Source organism: Paraglaciecola sp. 2405UD69-4 (assembly GCF_047525415.1).
Taxonomy (GTDB): domain Bacteria; phylum Pseudomonadota; class Gammaproteobacteria; order Enterobacterales; family Alteromonadaceae; genus Paraglaciecola.
In genome coordinates this window covers 758,819-781,469 of sequence record NZ_JBLIXM010000001.1, presented here as the reverse complement: position 1 = coordinate 781,469, position 22,651 = coordinate 758,819, and the positions used below count along the sequence as shown (strand labels likewise).

Genomic DNA, 22,651 nt, shown 5'->3' with positions numbered 1-22,651 from the left:
GTGGCAGGCATTATAACCATAGCATCTAGCCATGCAAGTTTTTTATGCTAGTTAAGAGTCATGTGATGTTTTTTTAGCCGTATTCTATAGTTCAGAGAAACTACTCTTCATAAAGTCTAAAAAGTCCTCTTTTGGAGCAATCGCACCTGGATGCTGAATAACACAGGCAGCTGCAGAAGAGGCTATCTTTGCCGCTTTTTCAGCCGAGTGCCCTGCTAATCTTGCACCTATATAACCGCCATTAAATGAGTCACCGGCAGAGGTGGTATCAACGACATTTTCTACAGGTTTAATTTTTAGCTCTGTAAGCTGACCATCAAGCTGGATAAACAAGCTCTCAGGACCATTTTTAATTACCATCTCGGCAATATTATATGGTTTACAAAAGTCTACGACTTGCTCAACCGTAGTTAAACCGTAAAGCTGCTCAAAGTCATCAATACCTGGTAACAACATATCACTTAAAGAAAAGGCTTTTTCAAAGGCTTGTTTAGCCTCATCGGCACCTCGCCATAGACGGGCTCTATAATTAGGATCAAAAATAATCTTAACACCAGAGATGCTAAGCTTATTTAACAAATCCCAAAATGCTGTGCGATAAGCTGGCTCAATTACGGCAAGACTGATTCCAGAAAAGAAAAACACATCTGACTCGGTTAAAGTGCTTAAGACTTTATCGTCAACAAACTTCATCGCTTGACGCGCAGCTGAACTATCCCGCCAATATAGAAATGACCGTTCTCCAGTTTCATCTACTTGTACTAAATAGATCCCAGGTGTTTTTGTATCATCTGCAAACACCAAGTCGTTATTAAGTCCTTCATCAGTAAAGTCACTTAACATATCATTACTAATGGGATCTTGACCAACGGCCGTCATAAAACTGATATCTTGATCTGAAAATAGACGCTTCATATATACAGCAGTATTATAAGCATCACCTGCGAACGATTGGCGCATGACCTTTGGTTCGCTTTGTTTAAGCTCAAGCATACACTCACCAAATAACACTACTTTTTGCATGATAACCTTTTGTCCTGTTCTTTCATTAAGAAATTAAATATTTAAAGAGCACCAAGTTATTACTTGGTGCTTTTCAGCGGTTCAATTTTAGGGCAAAGGAATAAAATACTTGCCATAACAATAGAAGCTAGTGCAGCACCAAGAATAAATACATTTTGATAATTAGCACCCGCTGTCAAAATTGGAACCATTGCAGTTAGACCTGCTGCTGTAAACTTAGCAGCCATACCAGCAAATCCAGATAAAGAACCAACGCTATCTTTGCCTAGCATGTCACTTGGTAAGGTCTGTATGCTACCAATAGCAGTTTGGAAACCAAACAATATTGCAGCCATTAACATAACAGCCACATTGGAGCTACCAGGGTTTGATAAAAGCAATAATGATGGCAGCATTATCAAGCAACCAAGTACGATGACTGTTTTACGGGTTCTATTAACACTCCAGCCCGCTTTGATTCTATTTTGAGATAACAAGCCACCAAACCAAGCACCTAGCATAGCGCCTACATATGGAACCCAACCTATAATCGCTAGAGCTTTAACGTCCATATTATAAACTTCTACTAGATAGGTAGGGATCCATACTATGAATAACCACCAAATAGGATCAATTGCTGCCGTTGCAAGAATGACTCCCCAACTTTCTTTGCGCCCTAGCATCTCACCATAACTAGGAACATACTCATCTTGTTTAACATCAGTATTTTCATCAGTTGATACAACCTTTTGACCTGACAAGATATAGTCACGTTCTTCATCTGTAATCCAAGGGTGTTTAATAGGTGGAGCTTTTACAAGAACTAACCATGGAACTAGCCATAAAAGCCCTACAACACCTACCAATACAAATATAATTTTCCAACTTAAAAAAGTGGCTAGATATGCAATTAAAGGTACTGAGATAATGCCACCAATTGCAGCACCAGAATTAAAGATACCTTGAGCTAAGGCTCTCTCTTTACTTGGGAACCACTCAGCGTTACCCTTAGCCGCCCCAGGCCAGTTACCCGCTTCTGAAATACCCAAAATTGAACGGAAAATACTAAAGGTTAATACACCTTGCGCAAATGCATGCATGGCAGTTGCGATAGACCATACACCGATTGATAAAACGAAACCTAGACGGGTACCAATCCAGTCAAATATTTTGCCGAATAATGCCTGACCTATTGCATAAGAAAATAAGAATACAACACTCACTGTCCCTAAAACTTGTTTGAGTTCATCGGCATTTTTTTCTGGATATATTTCACTACCCATATATGGCCAAAGAACACTAAGCGCTTGTCTATCTATGTAGTTAATAACAGTGGCAAGTGCAATTAATGCAATTACCCACCAGCGTAATCCTTTAATTTTCATATTATTTATTCTCTTTTTGGTGTTTTATTACTAAGCAAAGTTTATTGTTTGTGGGCGAAATAGTTCATCCACGCAAAGAATTAAGCTAATTTTTACGTAGAACAATAGAATACTTAAATTGGCAACTTATTGTAACTTCTTTGGTGTAATAAGACATAGTGTTAATGTCTGAATCCAATCAAACAATCTTTAAATTACATCAATCAATTCAAATTGTTATGTCACCATATCATTTGCAACATTTTGGGCATATTTAATACACACAAAATACATATTTACTGATTAAATCCACTCTATTATTAATCGGGGCTTACGATTTATTCACTCTATTATCTTTTAATGTTGCGGTATGTGGCCCTTTTGCTACAAGTTCACTAATCCTTGGAGCATCAGTTTCAGTAAAAGTATTATTTGTTAAAGCCGTTTTAGGTTGCCCTACCGTATGTTCAATATTAACAAAAGCTGATTTGACAATTTTATTGTTAGCGATGTCGCTAACTTGCACGCCATGTAAAAAAACAGCAGCACTTGCCTTATTACGTTTTCCTTTACCGACATTCTTAATGTCGTTATTTTTCATCAAAAAATGAGGGCCAAAAGTACTTTCATCTGTACCACCTCTATAAACCTTGGCGATAGCACCTTCTACATTTTCAACTGTATTATCATTGAAATAAATATACTCAGCATTGTAAATACCTAAGTCATCAGTTTCTTTGTTTAAACGTAAAATATCACCAGTCACATTTTTAAGGGTGTTGTTTGAAATATTGATGACATCCGCAAAACTCCTGTTACCTGCATCAAATACATGAAACGAATGGTTTACATTTAAATCTTGGATCACGCTATTAAGAATTTCTAAACGGTAATTACGCTGCATGGGTGTTCTTGATGTGCGTATTAGGGTATTACCTGCAGAGTCTGGCGCTTGTGTACCATCAATAACTAGATCAACTAGTTTCAAGCTACCATAATCATTTATATCAACAAAAGTTGAACGACCCGGATATAGACGAGCATGCCCTTTATTCGCTGCCCTGATAGTAATTGTTTTTGTCAGTTTAATAACTTTAGAAATGTTGTAATCGCCATTATCTAAAACCAAGGTATCACCAGAGCTGGCAGTTTCAATTGCATTAAAAATTGCGTTTTCAGCAGGTTTTACTTTGATTATTTGGCCAGAATCAAACGCTACCTCTGGTTCTGATTTAGGGTAGTAACTTGCACCTACTTTGTTTTTATCAACTAAAACTAGGCCTTGAGAAGCTCCGATACCTTTAAGCTCTAGATTTGTTGGATATAACAAACCATTTTCAGCTCTGTGGACTTTCACATCCGACGGTAAAAAACCAGTTGCAATTTTGGGGACAGTTTTTGAGCTTACAACATTGTTATCGAATTCGATTCCGCTGATATCATCAAAAATTGACACGCCATCAAGATTGTCTTCATTTAAAACCAAATTATTTTGAAACTTACTGTTGATAGGAGTAGCGGTTCGTTCTGCATCACTACCTGCTGCAAAGTGAATATGATCTACATTTATCAAAGTATTATTTTCAATTAGCGCATTATCTACTTGATGGTAACGATTAATTTTTGAATTAGGAACACCATTCATAATAGTAAAACCACTACCAAAACGATAACCTGTTAAACCTTCCATATAATTATTGCGAATAATTTGGTCTCGGTTTATCACACGAATTCCACCAGTATGGTCAACACCATTTCCGAAAAACACGTTACCTTCAACCAAGTTACCGTTGCCGTGGCGTAGCGTTAATGTTCCTTTTGATTCAAAAAATAAGTTATTTAAAATTCTGTTCTTACCGGATTTATTAGAAATTATTTCGACTTCGCCATTACAGCGGTCAAAATAGTTGTTTTCTATCGTGGTAAAAGAGTTAGTTAGTGAATAATGACTCGTTCCAATACGTAAGGTTTCCCCTCCGTTTGAACCTAAAACTGGCCGAGGGCCGAAATAGTTATTGTCAATTCTATGATAGTTTTCCTGGCTTTCTTCACTATTTAAGCGAACAGCCATAGTAACGCCGGCATTTTTCTTACCAACTAAACTACTGTGGTCAAAACGATTATGCTTACCATACATCACTACCCACTTATCTTGTTCGAACTTTTCTGGGTTACTGTAATTGTCAATTACAACTTGGGTCACCCTACTATAATTTGCCAAATTATCTTTATTCTGACGAAAGGAAATAACCTCACCTGTTGGGGTGTAGCCATCTTTAAATACCAAGCCTGATACAACTAAGTATTCACCAGCTATCCGTAAGTTAGACAAACCAGATAAGAACACTTTACCTGGGGTTTCAGCTTTGAGTCTAATGGGCGCTTTTTGTGTACCTTTAGCTTTAAATAGTATCTCGAAATCAGACCATATCCCGTTAGCTAAGATAACCTCATCACCAGGCTGAAGATTAAACGCGACTTGCTTGTACTCGTCAGGAGTTTTTACTAAATATTCTCTAGCTAATGCTTGTTGACCAAATAATGTTAACGCCACATAGGTAAAAACGATTAAGGAAAAACTGCGTTTCATTTTGAATTTTCTCTTAGTTTAATTTTAGTAATTTACATAAAGATATTAAAAAAAAAGCTCTCTATACAAAAATCACAGAGAGCTCAATTTATCTATCAAGATGATAAGCCGAGCATAAACTACGTTCGGCTTTACCTTGTCTTAGTGCTTGTATGTTACACCAGCGAAAATACGCGGTCCGTACACATTAACTTCTGAGAAGTTATCAGGTGTAGGATTGAACTGTCTTTTAGGTTCATTAAATAAGTTGATAGCTTCAAGGGAAAATTTCCAGTTACTATCAAGCTTATAACTTACACGGGCCTCATACTGGCCTTTATCACCTACGTATCTTAAGTTACCTGGAGTTGATACATATTGTTGGAAGTATTCGCTTCTGTATTTATATATCAACTGAGCATTAAAACCGCCGTCTTGATAATATAATTGAGCAGAGGCAACATTCTCCGAGAAACCGAAGATTTCAGCAGCAGGAACAATACCTACTCTTTCAGTAATAGAGCCATCTGAATTAATGATATTAGAGGCACCAAAGTTTGCGTCTTCAACTTCAAAATCAGAATCAGCCCAGTTATAACTAACTTTCACACCCATGTTACTTAATACACTTGGTAGGTAAGAAAACGCATGGGTAGCTGTCATTTCAACACCAAAAATAGTGCTAGTGTCTTCAGTTGTTTGTTGAGTAGTTACAATGGTCTCTAAATCTTCACCGTCAACATTAAATGTTTCATTAACAGAAGTATTCTCGAAGCCACCTTCGAAGCTCTTATAATAACCACCTAATGCTAGAACTGTATCTTCGTTTGGATACCATTCGATTGCTAAATCAGCATTCCAAGATGTGAAAGGCTTAAGATTAGGGTTACCATTAGCGATAGCCGTTCCGATAGCTGCACTGATATCTTCTGCTTCTTCACCATCTTCAGTTAAACCAGTAAATGCTCGGCCAAATCCTAAATCAGACGGCGACGGTCTTGATAAAGCACGGTATACCGCACCACGAAGTAAAACATCATCGCTTAAATCCATTACAGCATTGAAGCTAGGTAATATTTCAGAATAGCTACCACCGCCTTCTACTTCAATAAGCTCACCAGCAACCTCACTAACTGTGATGCTTCCATCAGAATTAACAGTTGATTCTAGCGGTCCTCTTAAACCGATAGAGGTAACGTCAGTATTAACGTAGCGAACACCAAAGTTACCGCGTACAGTATAATCGCCAATTAAAGTATCGTAGTTAGCTTGTAAATATACAGCAAAGGTTTCCTCATCTACGTCAACGTTAGCTACAGTATCTCTTGGCTCTGGAATAACTGGATCATCCCCGATGACTGCTCTTGCTAAACATAGAGGGTCAAATGTTGCGAAACCATTACCAGTACCTTCTGCGATAACGTTACCGTCATTATCATAGTTAGTAATTAGCGCTTGGCCACCGGTTACAGATGATAAAAATCCGCTTTCCGGGAATTGTGAGTTCTGACATGCTGCTACCGCTGCATATACAACATCATCATCGTCATTTGTAAATTCATCACGAGATCTTGGAACACTATCAAACTCTAACTTAGAAAAACGAAGACCACCTTTTATCTGACTGAAAACATCACTATCAGGTAAATATTCAAAGTCTGTTCTTAATGCTGTTATAGAGTTATTTCTATATTGATTTAGATCTACTCGTGTACGAGCGGCATCAGCAAAGTTATTGGGGTTGGTAACATCAAAGTTTCTTACTGACATAATGGGAATCAAAGAACCATTTTGGCCGATTTCAATGGCAGTATTTATATATCCGCCATCTGCAGCACCTTCAACAGCATTGCCCAGAATATCAGTAGGCTCTGATTGCAAGCGGGTATGGTAAAGACTCTCACGACGCTCAGTTTCAGAGTATGACAAATCGGCTGACACAGAGAATACATCGCTCATGTCATAAATAAACGATACACCACCACCTTTGTATTTTTCTAAACGCTCAATATAAGTACTAAGAGTCTCAATACGCTGATAGTTTGTACCTGAAATTAACGAGCCAGAATCAGAAATAACAAGGGGTGTATCAAATTGACCTTCACGAACCACAGTTGGGTCATCAAGCCTTTTACTATTTGCGAATACTAAATCATTTCTAGTTTCTGAAAATAAACGGTCTGAAACTTCTAAATCGACATTCATTTCAAACTTTTCTGAAGGGCGCCATTGTACAGCAGCAAAGTAAGACTCTCTGTCATCATCAGTGATGTTCTGACGGTATGAATAAGAGCTTGGTGCAAATACGTAAGGCACACCATCATCAATTGGCAAGCCAGTTTCTGGGTCGATGTTATAGTTAACGCCACCATCACCATTTGGATTTAAGCCACTGTCATCATCATCACAATCATCCCCTGATGTACTGTAAATACCGTAAGGCGTATTGGGGTCAAGGCGACAGTCAGCGAACCCACTGGTTGAGCGAGCTTCTTGTTCTGGATTACTTTTTACATCTTTCTGTACACCAATTGAAAACCCGATTTCACCAAATCTATCAGTTTCGTATTGATCAACAAAACTGGCGGTAAGACGAGTACCAAAATCACGAGCACTATCATTTATATCAGACTCATCTGGATTCCAGTTCCCTTTAACTTGGGCTTGGAAACGACGCTTACCATAATCAAGAGGCTTTACTGTTTCTAAAGAAATTTGACCAGCTACGCCGCCTTCAATCAAACTTGCCTCTTGGGTTTTGTAAATTGCGATTTTATTAAAAAGTTCAGATGGGAACTGTGAGAAGTTTACCGAGCGGTCACCACTTCCGTTAGCCGCTTCACGGCCATTGAATACTGTACTACCTAAAAATGGTCCTAAACCACGAATTGAAATCTCAGTTGCACCACCTTGCTCTGTATGAGACGCGGCACCTGTTAATGTTTCTAATGCTTCACCAATCGATAGTGCCGGTAAGTCACCTATATCTTCTGAAGATAAACCATCAACAATACTTGTTGATAGCTTTTTAATATTGTTAGAGCTTTGAATTGTGCCACGGATACCTTTAACTTGGATAACTTCAAGGTCTTCTTCCGGGGCTTCTGGCGTTTCTTGAGAAGTTGCAGGAAAAGTAACCATACACATAAGTGCGGTTGCACAAAGACTTTTGGCAAGAACGCTATTTCTATTAACTGCTAGAAATGCGCTACTAATCTTATTTAGTTTTATCATTAGTGTGATCTCATTTTCATTTTTATGTACAGACTCTATCAATGTAACTAATTGTTAAACGCTATGTCAAACAAATATTAACCAATTTTACATTTAAAGTATTACCAATATAGATTTTATTGGTAATACCAATATGAGTTAATGAAATGTTACCAATTTGGTTTTCACTTAACATTGTGTTATAAAGCTTTAGCGTATAATTGTGTACGGCTTTACAATTTAACGATAAACTACGCGTAAGAATAAAAATATCTTTCGTACGATGAGGAACGAAGAATGAAGAACCGGCGGTTATTTTGGAACATTGTCGATAAAATTGAAGCGTTAATCAATTCAGGGCAATATCCAGCCGGCAGTAGGCTGCCCCCAGAACGTGAATTAGCAGAAAACTTTGAGGTAAGCAGACCTACCATCAGGGAAGCCATCATCGCTCTAGAAGTGCTAGAGCGTGTTGAGGTAAAAACAGGTTCAGGGGTTTATGTTTTAGAAAATGTTGCCAAGCAAGCCGTTCAACACAACGTAAGTGCTTTTGAGTTAACTCAAGCCAGAGCATTGGTTGAAGGTGAAGCTGCTGCATTAGCAGCCACAACGATTTCTGAAGAAGAACTGGTTAACTTAAATCGCACGTTAATAGAAATGGAACAAGGAGCAGATCCAGAAGCAGCTGATAAAGAGTTCCATATTATTATATCCACCGCCACGAGAAACAAAGCAATACTCCTTTCTGTTATTAACCTTTGGAATATGCGCGAAAGCAGCGCTTCAGTGAAGCAAGCCTATAAAGGGGTATGTAGCCAAAGTGATAGTAAAAGACTTGAAGAGCATAGAGCTATCTACACTGCTCTAGAAAATCGAGATGCTCAAGCCGCAAGAGCTGCAATGCACCTGCACTTTAATAGGTTGATTAATGCATTATTTGAGGCAAGTGAAGCTAAAGCCCTAGAAGAAGTTAGAAAGCAAACCAGTGAAACACGAGACTTGTATTCACTCAATCACTTAGTATCTTAGCTTTAAACTAAACAACTAGCCACATCCAAACAGCAACTACAAAAACTGCTAGAATTAAAAAAGGCCATATATAATATGGCCTTGCAGGGTACAGTAGCTTGATATTCTACTTTTATTATTAATTTTTTGTTCTCTTAAGAGAAAAGCATACCGCCATTGATGTCGATATTGTTACCAGTCATGTAAGAAGACTCATCAGATGCTAAGAAACCAACTAATTTAGCCACTTCTTCAGACGTACCTTCTCTTTTCGCACAAGTGTTACCAGCAACCATTGTACGTACATTATCTGGAGTAAAAGTATCGTGGAAACCAGTACTGATCATACCTGGGCATACACCGTTAACACGAACATCTGGACCTAACTCTTTAGCTAGACCACGTGTGAAAGTCATAACAGCACCTTTCGAACTAGCATAAGCAACAGCACCGCCGCCGCCGCCATCACGACCAGCTTGAGACGCTAACGTTACGATTGTGCTACCAGGAGCTAAGTGAGGGATACATGCTTTAGACATCATGAATAAAGAAGTCATGTTTAAGTCTAATACGTTGTTCCAGTGCTCGATGCTCATATCAGCAATCTTAATTCGAGCTAGTAAGCCACCAGAAACGTGAACAAGACAATCAATTTTACCAAAAGTATCTAATGTTGCTTGAACTGTAGCATCAACACTTTCTTGATTAGTTAGGTCAGCCTTAAGAGCTAGTGCTTTACAACCAAGTGCTTCGATTTCTGCTACAGCGCTTTCAGCTGTTGTTTTACTTGAGTGATAAGTAATTACCACGTTTGCACCGCGTTGTGCTAATTCTATTGCACATGCACGACCTATATCTCTACCGCCGCCAGCAACGATTGCTACTTTGCCTTTCATTGTCATAATGTTCTCCACTGAATCTTCACTAGATAAAATTTCTATTAACCATAACTGGGAGCCATTAGACATGCATTACGGTCACATGAAGAAAAAGGCCAGTTAGGTTCCACTAACAAACGTAACCAATACTACCATTAATGTCAATCAAAAATGTCAACCAATTACCATCATTGGTCATACCAATAGTAACTTGCATTTCATTAAATGTTATATTCATGTTACAAACTAAACAGTTGAATAATTGCAAGAAAATAGATTCATGGTTAAATAGTGCTGCAATTGTTAATACCAATATTGGTAATAACCAATTTAATGTTTACCGTATATTTAAAAAATATTGCTGCTAAACTTACAAACCAATTAATTGACCAATAACTTTATACACGTGCAAAACGAAACTACTCAATACTCAAGAGCCGGCTTTTTCCGCCGTTTAGCCGCAATGATTTATGACCTTTTGGTAGCAATCGCTATTGGGATGTGTGCAGGTCTAATCATGTTAATTTTTCTAATCACTTTATTCGAATCAAAAATAATTGATGGCGCTGGCCATGAGCATTTCATGGATTTCATGCAAACCTCCACAATTTATCCACTCATATTACAAATTTGGGTAACTATCTGGGTCGTCGTATTCTTTCTATGGTTCTGGCGAAACGGGGGGCAAACTATTGGTATGCGGGCATGGCGACTCAGACTATTTAGTACCAATGATAAACCCTTTGGTTACCGCAGAGCTTTATTGCGATTAGTATGTGCTTTTGGAGGTTTAGGAACCCTACTTGTACTATTTGATAGGAAATCAAAATTATCTTTGCAAGATAGATTAACTAACACAGAAATTTTAGTCTTAAGTAAAGAGGCGAACCATCATGCTTCTTGGAAAAACATCCAAGAGTAAGCCCTTAAATTACCTTAAGGGCCACTGGCTATAACAATAATTCGCTATATATTTGTGTTATAAATAAAGCTTAGGTTCTGCGCAATAAGTAAATTGAATACATTGCAAAAACTAAACTTGGTAATGCAGCACCTATAAGAGGTGGAAACTGATAAACACCACTTAGGGTGCCAAATACTTCGTTACTTACAAAAAAGCCAAAACCAGTTAACACACCAAGGATCACCCTAGCTCCCATAGTTACGCTTCTTAATGGACCAAATATAAATGAAAGTGCCATTAACAACATAACGCCCACAGATACAGGCTGCAGTATTTTCCGCCATAAAGCTAACTGATATCGGCTCGGATCTTGACTGCTGCTTTCGAGATAATTTACGTATTCAACCAAGCCTTGAATGGATAAAGCTTCAGGCTTGACAGTGACCACACTTAATTTGTCAGGAGTTAAAGTAGAATCCCATATACCTAATTGTTGTTCAGTGTAGCGAATTTTTTGCTCTTCTAAATGGGTATACTGGACATTCTCCAGCTTCCAGTGTTGGTCTGTGTAGGTAGCTTTCTTGGCACTTGTGATTTGTTTCAATACCAAGCTGTCATCGAACTCATAAATCTTAATATCTATTAAGGTATTTCGGTTAAGTACTTGGTCTATGCTGACAAAATTTTCTCCATCTTTTGCCCACGTCGTTCTGTCAGAGGCAAACAAACTACCACCAGATATTGCTTGAGTACGGATTTCTTTTGCTTTTGTTTCTGTAATGGGAGCCACCCACTCTCCAATAGACATAACAAACAACACCATTAAAAGTGCAGACTTCATGGCCGAATTAACGATATTCCATCGACTTTGCCCTGAGGATTGCATAACCACTAATTCACTATTACTCGCTAAGATCCCCATACCTATAAGCCCACCAATTAAGGTAGCCATAGGAAAAAATTGCTCAATTTCCCTCGGCAGACTTAACAATACGTAAATACCAGCCACTGTCATATCATAGCTGCCTTTACCTACTTGGCGCATTTGCTCAATAAACTTAATTAGTGCACTCAAACCAACCAGCACACTTAAACTCATACCTGTGGTAGCGAGGAGTGTTCTGGCTATATATAAATCTAAAATTTTAAACATTTGAACTACCTTTAAACCCAGCTCTTAGCTTTATTCCTAAGGGGCGACCTTTAACGAGCAAAATCCACCCTATGCACAATAAGATACCGTGAACCCACCAAAGTCCAAGTTGCTGTGGAATAGTCCCCTCTTCTAATGCCTTACGACCAGCCATCAACATTAAAAAATACCCAAGATATAACATTAATGCGGGAAACATCTTTCCAAACCTCCCTTGTCTAGGATTAGCTGCACTCAAAGGTACGGCAATTAGCACTAAAAAAGGTAGAGAAAGAGGAATGGCTATCCGCCAATGTAATTCAGAAATGGCATCTAGCGATGGATCTTTAATCAGATCAATGGTTTTATAGGCACTTAATTTTCGTCTTTTCTTTTCAGCTTGCTGTTCAGCAATTTGAATCTGATATTCATCGAATTCAACTACTCGGTAGTCTTGTTGACCAATTTCACCTTCATACTGTTTACCTTGCTTTAAAATTAATTTTTCGGAGCCATCCAACTCTTCTTTAACGCCTCCAGTTTTGGCGTAAACAATGCGCACATTTTCAAGGTCTGAATTACTATCTCGTTGTGCTAAAAAGATCCTTTTCAAAGGCTCATCACTACCATCAATATCATGCACAAAAACAACAGCTTGTTGATTGGCAGTTTGTTGAAACCTTCCAGAAATAAGACTTGTTAGGCCACTTTTAGCGCCTACTTCATCTTCTAATTGATACTGACTTTCTACCGAATAGGGAGTGAGCCACAGAGTAAAAAAGGCTGTCACAATTGACATCACAATTGCCAATACCAGCATCACCCGTGTTATGTACCATTCACTTATGCCGCAAGCTCGCATTACACTCATTTCGCTATCTACGTATAGCCTGCCGTGTGCCAACATAATGCCCAAAAATAGACTCAAAGGTAAAATAAGTGAAGCTAACACTGGGGTACTTAGCGCTAAAAAGCCCAAAACTAGTCCAGCTGGGATCTCACCATCTGAAGCATCAGCTAACACTTTCACAAACTTTTGCGTAATAAATATTGCCATAAGCAATAGAAAAACAGCAGCTTGAGACTTTAAAGTTTCTTTAACTAAATAACGGAAAATCAGCACAATACATCCATAGAAAAGTAGTATTTTTAGTGGCACTATGCGAAATTTTAAGTAGACTTAACGTTTTCACAAGTTTAATTTATGAAGTGCCTATTTTTAAGGCCCTAAGCCAAGACAATCTTTGCAGATTATGTATGGCTGACATTGATTTTACAATAATATCACTACATTACCCAATCCTGACGTATTTTTATTATAAGTTTAGGAAAGATAAATAATAAAAGGTGATGTGGCTCAATCAAATTATGCAATAAGGAATGACAGTGGAATTTAGTGTTAAAAGTGGCAGTCCAGAAAAGCAGCGTAGTGCTTGTATTGTGGTTGGAGTGTTTGAGCCAAGACGTTTAACGTCAGTAGCGGAACAACTTGATAATATCAGTGAAGGTTACATCAGTAACCTATTAAGACGAGGTGATTTAGAAGGCCAAGCCGGTCAAATGTTGCTACTTCACCATGTCCCAAATATTCTAAGTGAGAGAGTATTATTAGTTGGCTGTGGTAAAGAGCGAGAGCTAGACGAACGTCAATATAAGCAAATTATCTCTAGAACGGTTAAGAAGCTGAATGAAACAGGTTCAATGGAAGCCGTTAGCTTTCTGACTGAATTACATGTTAAAGGCCGCGATACTTACTGGAAAGTACGTCAGGCAGTAGAAGCCACTCAAGATTCTCTATACACATTTCTACAACTTAAAACTAAAAAAGGTGAGTTACGTCGCCCTCTTCGTAAAATAGTGTTTAACGTCCCTACTCGCCGTGAACTTTCAATAGGTGAACGAGCATTAGCTCATGGCTTAGCTGTAGCTGCAGGTTCAAAAACGGCTAAAGATGTCGCCAATATGCCGCCTAATATTTGTAATCCCGCATACTTGTTAACTCAAGCAGAACAATTTGCTGCTGTATATCCAAACCTAGCTGTCAGTTCAGTGAATGAAAAGCAAATGGATGACCTAGGTATGCATAGCTATCTAGCAGTCGGCCGAGGCTCAGTTAACGAATCTATTATGACCATAATGGAGCACAAAGGGGGCCCAGCAGACCAAGCGCCCATTGTTCTAGTTGGTAAAGGCTTAACCTTTGATTCAGGTGGAATTTCTATCAAGCCAGGTGAAGCCATGGATGAGATGAAGTATGACATGGGCGGAGCTGCAGGTGTCCTTGGCGCTATGCATACTATCTGTGAATTGAACCTGCCTATTAATATAGTTGGTGTCCTAGCTGGATGTGAAAACATGCCAGATGCCAATGCTTACCGACCAGGCGATATATTAACCACTATGTCTGGGCAAACAGTCGAAGTACTAAATACTGATGCTGAAGGTCGTTTAGTACTATGCGATGCTTTGACCTATGTTGAACGCTTTGACCCTGAACTGGTAATCGATGTAGCCACCTTAACTGGCGCCTGTGTAGTTGCACTTGGTAAACATGCCACTGGGGTCATGAGTAATCATAACCCTTTAGCCCATGAGCTAATCAACGCTTCAGAGCAAAGTGGTGACAAAGCTTGGCGATTACCCTTGTGGGACGAATACCAAGAACAAATTGAAAGCCCATTTGCCGATATGGCTAACCTGGGCGGCAGACCAGCAGGTACTATCACAGCAGCATGTTTCTTATCTCGCTTTACTCGCAAGTATAACTGGGCACATATGGATATTGCAGGAACAGCTTGGGTTGGAGGCAAAAACAAAGGCTCAACAGGTAGACCCGTGCCTATGTTGTCACAATTTTTAATGAATCGAGCCGGCGTAGAGACCGAAGACTAGCCCTAACATTCAATTAAGGCCCTAATAAATGTCTAACGTTATGTTTTATCTACTTGATGAAACCCAAGAGAAGCTTCAGCAGCCAGCGCATTTTGCGCTGGCTTGTTCGTTAGCGACCAGAAGTTATAGACAAAAGCAAAAGTGTATTGTGTATTGCCAAGATCAAGCCCAAGCTGAGAGTTTTGACGAATTACTATGGCAACTGCCAAATGAAGCTTTTGTACCACATAACCTTGCAGGAGAAGGCCCTGTAGGTGGAGCGCCAGTAGAAATTTGTTGGCAAACACCAAAACAATTCAACCGTCCTGTACTTATAAATTTATCAAATACAGTACCCGACTTTCACCAAAAATTCAGACAAGTCATTGACTTTGTGCCAGCACTAGAGGCTCTAAAAGCCCAGGCCAGAGAACGTTATAAACAATATAGAGCAGCGGGTAATCAACTCGACACATTACCTGCCTCAAGCATAAATGAGACACAAAACCATGGATAAAACCTTTAATCCCCATAATGTAGAACAAGAAATTTATAAAAAATGGGAGGACAGCGGTCAATTTAAACCGTCTGGTGAAGGCGACCCTTATTGCATCATGATCCCGCCGCCTAATGTGACTGGTAGTCTACATATGGGGCATGCGTTTCAACAAACCATTATGGACTCCTTGACCCGTTACAAACGTATGTGCGGTAACAATACCTTATGGCAAGTGGGTACAGACCATGCTGGCATCGCAACTCAAATGGTTGTTGAGCGTAAATTAGCCGCTGAAAATCAGCCTACTCGCAAAGAAATGGGGCGCGAAGCTTTTATCGAAAAAATATGGGATTGGAAAGCTGAGTCTGGTAACACAATCACCAACCAAATGCGACGCTTAGGGACATCTGTAGACTGGGATAGAGAGCGTTTTACCATGGACGCTGGCTTATCCAATGCAGTACAAGAAGTATTTGTGCAGTTGTATTCCGAAGACCTAATCTATCGAGGTAAGAGGCTTGTTAATTGGGATCCTAAATTACATACAGCCATCTCAGACTTAGAAGTAGAAAACAAAGATAAGAAAGGCCACATGTGGCACTTCAGATACCCATTAGCAGATGGCGTAAAAACCTTAGATGGCAAAGACTACTTGGTTGTTGCCACAACTCGACCAGAGACAGTATTAGGAGACACTGGGGTTGCAGTGAACCCTGAAGATCCTAGATACAAAGATCTCATTGGGAAATATATAGAACTGCCATTAGTAAATCGTCGCATTCCCATAGTAGGTGACGAGCATGCAGATATAGAAAAAGGAACGGGCTGCGTAAAAATCACTCCAGCTCACGACTTTAATGATTACGAAGTAGGAAAAAGACACCAGCTTCCTATGGTTAACATTTTAACCTTCACCGGAGAAATACGTAAAGAAGCAGAAGTCTTTGATACCAATGGTGAAGCCAGTGATGTGTTAAGTACTGCCTTACCAGAAGCTTTTCAAGGATTAGAAAGATTCGCAGCTCGTAAAGCTGTAGTCGCTAAATTCGAAGAAATTGGCTTATTAGATGAAATAAAAGACCATGATCTAACCGTACCTTACGGTGATAGAGGCGGTGTGGTTATTGAGCCTATGCTGACAGATCAATGGTATGTTCGTGCAGCTCCCTTAGCGAAAGTTGCCACAGACGCGGTTACCAATGGTGATATCCAATTTGTCCCTAAACAATACGAAAATATGTACTTTTCGTGGATGAACGACATTCAAGATTGGTGTATATCTCGTCAACTATGGTGGGGACACAGAATACCAGCATGGTACGACGAACAGGGTAAAGTCTATGTGGGTCGCGATGAGGCACAAGTTCGGGCAGACAACAATTTGTCTGCCGACGTTATTTTAAAACAAGATGATGACGTACTAGATACTTGGTTCTCGTCTGCTCTGTGGACATTTTCTACCTTAGGTTGGCCAGAAAACACCGAAGACCTCAAAACCTTTCACCCCACTGATGTACTAGTAACAGGGTTCGATATCATATTTTTCTGGGTAGCCAGAATGATAATGATGACCATGCATTTCATTAAAGACGAAAATGGTAAACCTCAAGTTCCGTTTAAAACCGTCTATGTCACAGGCCTTATCCGTGACGATGAAGGTAATAAGATGTCTAAATCTAAAGGAAATGTAATCGATCCTTTGGACATGATCGATGGTATTTCATTAGACAAGTTACTGGAAAAACGTACCGGAAATATGATGCAGCCTAAAATGGCTGAAAAAATCAAAAAGCAAACCTCTAAACAATTCCCAGATGGTATTGAGCAACACGGTACAGATGCACTGCGTTTTACATTAGCAGCACTGGCCTCAACTGGCCGCGACATCAATTGGGATATGAAGCGCCTGGAAGGTTACCGAAACTTTTGCAATAAGTTATGGAACGCCAGTAACTTTGTGTTAATGAACACTGAAGAGCACGACTGTGGATTTACAGCAGATGCTGCCATGACATTATCTTTGGCTGACAAATGGATAATGGGTCAGTATCAACATACGATTAAAGCTTATCGCGAAGCTATGGATACATACCGCTTTGATATTGCAGCAAAAATAATCTACGAATTCACTTGGGATCAGTTCTGTGGTTGGTACATCGAATTAACCAAGCCAGTATTACAAAAAGGGACTGATGAACAACAACGTGGTACCCGTCATACCTTGATAGTTGTTTTAGAGTCACTACTAAAACTTATGCACCCCATTATGCCGTTTATTACTGAGACTATTTGGCAAAATGTCTCAGTTTTAGCTAATTGTCATAGTGCAACCATAATGAACCAAGCTTATCCTGAGTATGACGAATCTAAGGTCGACGCAGTAGCCATGGCAGATTTGGAGTGGGTCAAAGGGTTTGTTGTTGCAATCAGAACCATTCGAGGTGAAATGGACATAGCACCAAGCAAACCTCTTTCGGTAATGATACGCAATGCATCTGATGAAGATATTCGTCGTCTCAAGGAAAATAATATCTTTTTGCAGTCCATCGCCAAACTCGATGCAATTACTCCTATTCAAAAAGATGAAGAAACACCAGCTTGCGCTACTTCTTTATTAGGTGCTCTTGAGATCATGATCCCCATGGCGGGACTAATCGATAAAGATGCGGAGTTAACACGTATTGCTAAAGCTTTAGATAAGTTAGAAAAGGATTGCGCCAGAACAAGCGGCAAGCTCAATAACGATAAGTTTGTAAGCAACGCACCGCCAGCGGTTATAGAAAAAGAAAAGGCTAAATTAGCGGACTTTAGTATGCAAATAGATAAGTTAAAGGAGCAACGAAACACAATAGAATCATTATAATGAATCTACACTGAGGTGATTCATCATATAAAGATTTAACTGGTAGGTAAAACAGGTATGTTCCAGCGCAATAAGGATAGCTTTGCGATAGCAATAAAGTTGGTACAAAACTTAAAGCTTATTACTATCACAAGCTTTTTAATTATAAATATTTTGCTTTCTATAGCCTCGGCCAACGAAAAGCAATTAACATTAATTTACGCTGGAAATATGCCTGATATTGGAACGAGTACCTTTGGTACTTATTCCAAGCTTGCTAGCCTACTAAAAGCAAACAGAGCCGAAAATTCCCCTACAATATTTGCGTTTGCAGGTGGCAGTTTAGGGCCTAGTCCTTTATCAAGCTTAGATAAAGGTACGCATATAATTGATATCCTCAACACTTTAGAGCCAGACTTAATGACCTTAACTAAACGAGAGTTTAGTTATTCTGAAGATGAACTTATACTTCGCTCCTACGAAGCAGCCTTTCCTATAGTTAGTAGTAATATTTACGACCCAGCAAGCCAAAAAAACTTAGAAGGGGTGTCTTCAATTTATATCGCCGAGAAAGAGGATATAAAAGTAGGCTTTATTTCAGTTCTAGATGAAGAGGTAGTTGAAGAATATTTACTTAGCAGAATACAGGTATTAGAGCCTAAGGAAATCATCCAACAGCAAATTGCCTATTTAAAGCAACGTAAAGTTGATCTCATCATATTAACTTACGCCAAGGATAGAGATTATTACCATACTTTAATATCCGAAAAGCAAATTGATTTTGCCTTAAGAGTTCTTCCAACGGCAGAACAAAACAAGCAAACTGAGCCTCCTCAAAATGTATATGCCATTGCCACTAACGCACCATTTATCGCCCTTAAAATTCGTTGGGATGCACACTCAAGTGATAAAAACCTAACCATTGATATCCCAAAATTAAACCGCTCTACTTTAGCCAGAGATCAAGCTACTTCACAGTTAATTGATGAATATAACCAAAGACTAAACAGATTATTGAATCAACAAATAGGTGTTTGGGGTACGCAAATAGATACGTCCAGAAGCCTAGTAAGAACCCAAGAAATAGCCTTCGGTAACCTTGTAGCAGACTCCATAAAAAGCTACATGAACACTGAAATTGCTCTAATTAATGCAGGAGATATTAGAGGCGACAGACGTTACACAAAAGGTTCACCAATTACTCGTCGAGATATCATTACTGAAATTCCTTTCAGAAATACTGTAACTAAAATCAATATTACAGGAGCACAGTTAAAAGAAGCCTTAGAGCACAGCGTCAGTGAGCTTGATCAAATTAAAGGGCGCTTCCTGCAAGTGTCAGGGTTATCCTTTACTTATACGTTAGAAAAACCACCCTACAATAGAGTAGTATCAATATTAGTTAATCAAGAACCTCTTGTTGCTACTAAGACGTATAGTCTTGCCATCTCTAACTATTTAGCTAAAGGTGGGGATGGGTATGATGTGTTTATGCATAATGCAAATCAAAACAATAATGCACATAAATCCCCACTAATATCAGATATAGTTACGCGTACAATACAACACATGCAATACATCTCGCCTAGTGTTGAAAATAGAATAGTGCAGGATAAACAATGATTGTCACATCGGCAAAAAATGCCCCTAGAATTTCATTAGTCACTGTATTTAGTGTTGGGTTCATTAGCATCATATTAGTGTTCATTTTACTAAGCTATTTTACATTTTCACGCATATTAAGTTTTGAGTCTGTGTTAACAAATGTCTCAGATGAATCTTTGCCTCAAATAATTGAGATAAATCAACTCTACACTCAAGCAGCATCACTTTCAGAATCCATAGAAATACTTTCACAGTCATCTTCTATTGCAGCTAAACGCTTAGCAACCACTAGACTTCAAACTAACCTATTAAATACTCGTAAAGCGGCGAAGGAAATTTTTGGAGATGAGTATTTATATACGCAACTAAACACTATTACTTTAGAAATCAATGAACTTTCAATTCTCATAGATGAGCGCCAAAAAGCCAGAGACAGCATAGCTATTCTGAGAGACCAGGTATATCAGCTTAATAATCAGGCTATCCTTGTTCAGGCAGAAACTTCCGATATATGGAGTTTAATCATGTCGCAAGCGGTAGTGAATGTCGGTAATGCTTTAAACGAGAATAGACTGCAGCAAGTAAGGTACTTATTTAACAAGTTAAAACAGCAGCTTAACCTAATAGAAAGCGAAAAAGTTGACGGTAAGAAACAGCAACTAACTAACAAGTTAAAAACAATACTTTTTGGGACACATGGCCTAGAAGAATTAAAAATAAAGTCACTACGGCTATCTGGCCGCACCATTGGCAGAGCGAATTTCGTACAAAGCTTGATTAAAGACTACGTAACACAGCTAGGTTTTGTAGCAGATAAAACAAGTAAAAGGATCACCAAGCAAGTATCTTCTTCTGTTGTCGAAATGAAACAACAAACTCAACTAATTAGGCTTGTGTTAATAGGGGGAGTTATATTTCTACTTATTACCTTTTTTATGTTTCAAAAAAGGGTGTTAAATAGAATCAGTGTATTCAACCAAATTGTTCGTAACAAAGCCCTAGGCAAACACAGTAATACTGAATTAACAGGCAATGACGAGATCACTGACTTAGCAAAAACCTTCCAAGAGTTTACAAAAACCATAGAGTTACAAAAACAAAAACTTGAGCACCTTTCCATGTCTGATGGCTTAACAGGTATAGCAAATCGCCGCGCCCTAGACATTAGACTTAAGCGGGACTTAGAGTTATCGAAAAGAGAAAAGTACTGCGTCTCCATTTTGCTTATGGATATAGACAACTTTAAACGATTTAACGATAACTACGGACACGCCGCCGGAGATAAGTGTCTCCAAGATGTATCTACAATCATAAGCAATACACTTCAAAGGGACTGTGACTTTGTCGCTAGATATGGAGGAGAAGAGTTTATTTGTGTACTGGTAAACACAGACACCAATGGAGCCCAGAAAATTGCAGCTGAAATAATCACCCAGATAACTGGTGCCAATATACCTCATGAATATAGTGAAATAGCAGATCGAGTAACCTTGAGTATAGGCATAGAAACGTCTACGCCCACTTGCCTACTTACTACTGAGTCTATAATTAAACGTGCTGATACAGCGCTTTACGATGCAAAAAAATCAGGAAAAAACACGTATAAAATATATGGTTAACCAGCTGAGCTAGAAGTATCAGTCTCTACTAAGTTACGAGATATTTGTTGGCTAAACTCTTTATCAAACCAACGCTTCAACATGTTTTTCTCATACCGCAAAGGCTCATTTCTAAAATGATGATTTGCATTATTGAGGAAAGACATATCTTTCAATTCAACGTCTGATTCTTGAATAAGTTCTCCCGAACTCGACATTAGCTGATAGTTAAAATTCATTCTTGGAATATCTACAGCTTTAATAACCCTAATATCCGAACCGCCACTTCCCAAACCTACAAATGACGCTGGAAATACTTGCCCGGCTAAATCTAAGTCTGTCACTGTCATTACAAGCCTACTTCCTTCGGGTAGCTTACGACTCAACTCTTGTAGATACTCATCAAGGTTTTTAAAGGTAGATGCTTCAAAGCGCTTTCTCGACCCAGAGCTTGATTGAACATCTCTAAAATCTTCTGGGTTTTGCCATTGAACTTCAACTTGAGTCGCCGCTGTAACTTGAGTACCTAAAAGCGATAGTGTTAAACACGCACAAAATGCTACTAAAAGTTTCATTATTAACTCTCCCCACTAGAATGTTATTAGGAATGTAATAGGCACCTATTTTAAATAGCTCAACTTAAAATCAATTGCTATCTAAGATACCAGTGCGAACAATTTCACCGCATATGTATTGTCGAGTTGCCCCGTAAATATATGGGTTTTTGTCATTGTTTTGACAATAATTACGATTAAAGTTTCGTAATGCAGCCATATTTTCACTTATATCGAATAAATATTGTTTTTGGTATTCCCGCAAATTTTCTGTGTGGGGCTTTATCTCTTCCCTAAAGCTTTCTAATTGTTGCCTCTCTACAACCAAAGAAATCTCTAGCATCCAGTCTGCTAATTTTGTTTGAATATCAGCAATCCAAAATTGCACAAAAGGCGTGCGTAGAATTACCACCACCGCCAATATTCCAAATGCAGTTACAAACCATCGAAACATTACGCTAACACCAAAATCAGATAAAAAACAAATATACCATTAAATTAAACCGACATCACACAAGAGGTAAATAACCAATAAACACATGAACTTATGCCTTCAAAAACAACTGAAATTATTCGCTTTATATCAATTTGAGATTATTACTTAATTTAAAA

At 38.7% G+C, this 22,651-nt stretch carries 16 protein-coding genes; 7 read left to right on the top strand and 9 right to left on the bottom strand.

Translation table 11 applies throughout. The features are described from left to right. Positions 1-84: 84 nt before the first annotated feature. The 4 genes from ACMUMK_RS03475 to ACMUMK_RS03460 all read right to left on the bottom strand — a co-directional run bounded on the left by ACMUMK_RS03475 (position 85) and on the right by ACMUMK_RS03460 (position 8,169). The gene (locus ACMUMK_RS03475) at positions 85-1,023 is read right to left on the bottom strand and encodes a sugar kinase (RefSeq protein WP_414699729.1); all 939 of its coding nucleotides are present in this window, start codon (positions 1,021-1,023) and stop codon (positions 85-87) included. Between the two features lie 59 nt (positions 1,024-1,082). Next, positions 1,083-2,387 (bottom strand): MFS transporter, encoded by a 1,305-nt coding sequence (locus ACMUMK_RS03470; protein ID WP_414699728.1) that lies wholly within the window; start codon positions 2,385-2,387, stop codon positions 1,083-1,085. Between the two features lie 310 nt (positions 2,388-2,697). Then, complete coding sequence (locus tag ACMUMK_RS03465) at positions 2,698-4,956, bottom strand: polysaccharide lyase 6 family protein (RefSeq protein WP_414699727.1); 2,259 nt, start codon at positions 4,954-4,956, stop codon at positions 2,698-2,700. A 141-nt stretch (positions 4,957-5,097) separates the two neighbouring features. Then, positions 5,098-8,169, bottom strand: coding sequence for a TonB-dependent receptor (locus ACMUMK_RS03460; RefSeq protein ID WP_414699726.1), 3,072 nt, complete (start codon positions 8,167-8,169; stop codon positions 5,098-5,100). A gap of 276 nt (positions 8,170-8,445) precedes the next feature. On the opposite strand from ACMUMK_RS03460, the gene ACMUMK_RS03455 reads away from it, so the two are divergent. Beyond that, on the top strand, positions 8,446-9,177 hold the full coding sequence (locus ACMUMK_RS03455; protein ID WP_414699725.1) for a FadR/GntR family transcriptional regulator: 732 nt from the start codon (positions 8,446-8,448) through the stop codon (positions 9,175-9,177). 134 nt (positions 9,178-9,311) lie between these two features. On the opposite strand, the gene ACMUMK_RS03450 is transcribed toward ACMUMK_RS03455, so the two are convergent. Continuing rightward, positions 9,312-10,124, bottom strand: coding sequence for an SDR family NAD(P)-dependent oxidoreductase (locus ACMUMK_RS03450; RefSeq protein WP_414699724.1), 813 nt, complete (start codon positions 10,122-10,124; stop codon positions 9,312-9,314). 373 nt (positions 10,125-10,497) lie between these two features. On the opposite strand from ACMUMK_RS03450, the gene ACMUMK_RS03445 reads away from it, so the two are divergent. Continuing rightward, on the top strand, positions 10,498-10,956 hold the full coding sequence (locus ACMUMK_RS03445) for an RDD family protein (RefSeq protein WP_414700321.1): 459 nt from the start codon (positions 10,498-10,500) through the stop codon (positions 10,954-10,956). 70 nt (positions 10,957-11,026) lie between these two features. On the opposite strand, the gene lptG is transcribed toward ACMUMK_RS03445, so the two are convergent. Continuing rightward, a complete protein-coding gene (lptG, locus tag ACMUMK_RS03440; protein ID WP_414699723.1) occupies positions 11,027-12,091 on the bottom strand; it encodes an LPS export ABC transporter permease LptG in 1,065 nt (354 codons plus the stop codon). Next, entirely contained in the window at positions 12,084-13,193 is a 1,110-nt protein-coding gene (gene lptF, locus ACMUMK_RS03435; RefSeq protein ID WP_414699722.1) for an LPS export ABC transporter permease LptF, read from the bottom strand. Before lptF ends, lptG begins: the two co-directional genes overlap by 8 nt. Before the next feature lie 263 nt (positions 13,194-13,456). On the opposite strand from lptF, the gene pepA reads away from it, so the two are divergent. The 5 genes from pepA to ACMUMK_RS03410 are packed head-to-tail and all read left to right on the top strand — an operon-like array spanning position 13,457 to position 21,506. Continuing rightward, complete coding sequence (pepA, locus tag ACMUMK_RS03430; protein ID WP_414699721.1) at positions 13,457-14,962, top strand: leucyl aminopeptidase; 1,506 nt, start codon at positions 13,457-13,459, stop codon at positions 14,960-14,962. A gap of 28 nt (positions 14,963-14,990) precedes the next feature. Continuing rightward, positions 14,991-15,458, top strand: coding sequence for a DNA polymerase III subunit chi (locus tag ACMUMK_RS03425; RefSeq protein ID WP_414699720.1), 468 nt, complete (start codon positions 14,991-14,993; stop codon positions 15,456-15,458). Beyond that, entirely contained in the window at positions 15,451-18,303 is a 2,853-nt protein-coding gene (locus ACMUMK_RS03420; RefSeq protein ID WP_414699719.1) for a valine--tRNA ligase, read from the top strand. The genes ACMUMK_RS03425 and ACMUMK_RS03420 overlap by 8 nt, the downstream gene beginning before the upstream one ends. A 57-nt stretch (positions 18,304-18,360) precedes the next feature. Beyond that, positions 18,361-19,905 carry a bifunctional metallophosphatase/5'-nucleotidase gene (locus ACMUMK_RS03415; RefSeq protein ID WP_414699718.1) on the top strand — a complete coding sequence of 515 codons (1,545 nt, stop codon included), beginning with the start codon at positions 18,361-18,363 and terminating at the stop codon, positions 19,903-19,905. Then, the gene (locus ACMUMK_RS03410) at positions 19,902-21,506 is read left to right on the top strand and encodes a diguanylate cyclase (RefSeq protein ID WP_414699717.1); all 1,605 of its coding nucleotides are present in this window, start codon (positions 19,902-19,904) and stop codon (positions 21,504-21,506) included. Before ACMUMK_RS03415 ends, ACMUMK_RS03410 begins: the two co-directional genes overlap by 4 nt. Here ACMUMK_RS03410 and ACMUMK_RS03405 read toward each other — a convergent pair. Together ACMUMK_RS03405 and ACMUMK_RS03400 are read right to left on the bottom strand one after the other, a co-directional pair. After that, the gene (locus ACMUMK_RS03405; RefSeq protein WP_414699716.1) at positions 21,503-22,060 is read right to left on the bottom strand and encodes a DUF3016 domain-containing protein; all 558 of its coding nucleotides are present in this window, start codon (positions 22,058-22,060) and stop codon (positions 21,503-21,505) included. The genes ACMUMK_RS03410 and ACMUMK_RS03405 overlap by 4 nt on opposite strands. A 70-nt stretch (positions 22,061-22,130) precedes the next feature. Further along, on the bottom strand, positions 22,131-22,493 hold the full coding sequence (locus tag ACMUMK_RS03400) for a hypothetical protein (protein WP_414699715.1): 363 nt from the start codon (positions 22,491-22,493) through the stop codon (positions 22,131-22,133). Positions 22,494-22,651 lie beyond the last annotated feature (158 nt).

Bases quoted from the DNA above. Each gene is read 5' to 3' on its own strand.
- ACMUMK_RS03475 (WP_414699729.1), bottom strand. From the start codon at position 1,023: ATGCAAAAAGTAGTGTTATTTGGTGAGTGTATGCTTGAGCTTAAACAA.
- ACMUMK_RS03470 (WP_414699728.1), bottom strand. From the start codon at position 2,387: ATGAAAATTAAAGGATTACGCTGGTGGGTAATTGCATTAATTGCACTT.
- ACMUMK_RS03465 (WP_414699727.1), bottom strand. From the start codon at position 4,956: ATGAAACGCAGTTTTTCCTTAATCGTTTTTACCTATGTGGCGTTAACA.
- ACMUMK_RS03460 (WP_414699726.1), bottom strand. From the start codon at position 8,169: ATGATAAAACTAAATAAGATTAGTAGCGCATTTCTAGCAGTTAATAGA.
- ACMUMK_RS03455 (WP_414699725.1), top strand. From the start codon at position 8,446: ATGAAGAACCGGCGGTTATTTTGGAACATTGTCGATAAAATTGAAGCG.
- ACMUMK_RS03450 (WP_414699724.1), bottom strand. From the start codon at position 10,124: ATGTCTAATGGCTCCCAGTTATGGTTAATAGAAATTTTATCTAGTGAA.
- ACMUMK_RS03445 (WP_414700321.1), top strand. From the start codon at position 10,498: ATGATTTATGACCTTTTGGTAGCAATCGCTATTGGGATGTGTGCAGGT.
- lptG (WP_414699723.1), bottom strand. From the start codon at position 12,091: ATGTTTAAAATTTTAGATTTATATATAGCCAGAACACTCCTCGCTACC.
- ACMUMK_RS03425 (WP_414699720.1), top strand. From the start codon at position 14,991: ATGTCTAACGTTATGTTTTATCTACTTGATGAAACCCAAGAGAAGCTT.
- ACMUMK_RS03420 (WP_414699719.1), top strand. From the start codon at position 15,451: ATGGATAAAACCTTTAATCCCCATAATGTAGAACAAGAAATTTATAAA.
- ACMUMK_RS03415 (WP_414699718.1), top strand. From the start codon at position 18,361: ATGTTCCAGCGCAATAAGGATAGCTTTGCGATAGCAATAAAGTTGGTA.
- ACMUMK_RS03410 (WP_414699717.1), top strand. From the start codon at position 19,902: ATGATTGTCACATCGGCAAAAAATGCCCCTAGAATTTCATTAGTCACT.
- ACMUMK_RS03405 (WP_414699716.1), bottom strand. From the start codon at position 22,060: ATGAAACTTTTAGTAGCATTTTGTGCGTGTTTAACACTATCGCTTTTA.
- ACMUMK_RS03400 (WP_414699715.1), bottom strand. From the start codon at position 22,493: ATGTTTCGATGGTTTGTAACTGCATTTGGAATATTGGCGGTGGTGGTA.